The sequence below is a fragment of the Streptomyces sp. NRRL WC-3549 genome (assembly GCF_000721935.1).
Lineage (GTDB): Bacteria > Actinomycetota > Actinomycetes > Streptomycetales > Streptomycetaceae > Streptomyces.
The window spans coordinates 154,452-155,925 of sequence record NZ_KL585399.1; the positions used below are offsets into that span (position 1 = coordinate 154,452).

General features: G+C 75.2%; 1 protein-coding gene and 1 pseudogene. One reads left to right on the forward strand and one right to left on the reverse strand.

Translation table 11 applies throughout. The annotated features are described in order from the left end of the window. Positions 1 to 64 precede the first annotated feature (64 nt). Positions 65 to 511 carry an SRPBCC family protein gene (locus IH13_RS0115630; protein WP_031084845.1) on the reverse strand — a complete coding sequence of 149 codons (447 nt, stop codon included), beginning with the start codon at positions 509 to 511 and terminating at the stop codon, positions 65 to 67. Between the two features lie 104 nt (positions 512 to 615). Here IH13_RS0115630 and IH13_RS0115635 point away from each other — a divergent pair. Beyond that, a pseudogene (locus tag IH13_RS0115635) lies at positions 616 to 1,474 on the forward strand (hypothetical protein); the annotation flags it as partial.

Here is a 1,474-nt window from a genome sequence, read left to right on the forward strand (position 1 = left end):
CGCTCTCCCACTGAGCTAATCGCCCGGGAACGGGTTGAACCATACAGGGCCCGACGGGCTGTGTTCAAACCGCTCGGAGCCATGCCGCCAGCCCCCGCCGTCCGGAGCGCATCATCAGGGCGTGGTTGGCGCGGAAGAGGGGCCGCCCCGGCACGGCGAACCGGCGCAGCAGGGAGGTGCGGACGTCGACCTCCTGCTCGTAGACGATCCGGCTGCCGTCGCCGCGCGGGGTGACGGTCCAGCGGGCCCAGCCGTCGAGGTCGCCGCCCAGGGTCGCCTCGAGGATCCGGGCGGCCGGGTCGCGGCGGTGCTGCCGGAGCGTCAGGACCAGGGTGTACGGGAGGAAGGAGCGGAAGCGCGCCTGCGCGGTGGAGTCGTCGACGCGGGTGACCGCGCGGACCTGGGGCCACCACCGGGGGTAGTCCTCGGGTTGTTCGAGCGCGGTGAAGACGGTGTCGGGTGCGACGGGGAGGTCCCAGACACTGGTGAAGCGGTAGTGGTTCCAGTCCATGGCCCCAGTCTGCGGGTACGGGCCGCGCGTACGGATCTACTCAGCCGGGGAAGTGAGTACCCGAGCGCATGTCCGAGTCCGTGGCCGCCGCCACACTCCGGTGCATGGAACATGTGCCGCCGCCTGCCGAGGAATTGGCGCTCCTCGACCGTGAACTGGCCCGGCTGGACGCCCGCCGGATCCAGCTGCTGAACCGCCGTGCCTGGCTGGTGGCCGTGTTGCGGCCACGGGCCGCGCCGCCGTCGTCCCCGCCGCCCGGTTCCCGCCCGCCCGCGGCCCCGTTCGCGTGGGGCCCTCCGCCCCGGGCGGCCTTCGCCGCCCCCGCCTCCGGCGCGCGGGGCGTGCAGAACGTGCTGCTGGTCCTGGGCGGTCTGCTGCTGGCTGTCGCGGCGGTCGCGTTCACCCTGTTCAGCTGGGGTGCGATGGGCATCGGGGGCCGTTCGGCCGTACTGGCGGCGGTGACGGCCGGAGCGCTGCTGGCGCCCGTGCCGCTGCTGCGCCGGCGGCTGTCCTCGACGGCGGAGGCCCTGGCGGTGCTGTCGCTGGTGCTGACGGTGCTGGACGCCTACGCGCTGCACGCGGCGGTCCTGCCGGGCACGGACGGCGCGGGGTTCGCGGCGGCCGCGTCGGCGGTGCTCGCCGGGGTGTGGGCGGTGTACGGGCTGGCGGTGGGCCGGCTGCGGGTGCCGTTGCCCGCGGCCCTGTTCGCGGGCCAGTTCCCGTTGGTGCTGTGGGCCTGGTACGCCGGGGCGTCCGCGGTCGTCTTCGGGTGGGCGCTGCTCGTGACGGCCGCCGTGGACGTCGTGGTGGCGCTGCGGGCCGGGCGGCTCGCGGTACGGGTCGCCGCCTGGTCCGGTGCGGCGGTGACCGGGGCGGTGGCGCTGATGACCGGCCTGGTGCTGTCGCTGTGGGCGGGCGGGCCGGCCGCCGCCGCGGAGCCGGGTGCCTGTCTCTTATACACAT

What these genes read in the sequence shown, in the direction of transcription:
- IH13_RS0115630 (WP_031084845.1), bottom strand. Translation starts at nt 511, where the DNA reads ATGGACTGGAACCACTACCGCTTCACCAGTGTCTGGGACCTCCCCGTC.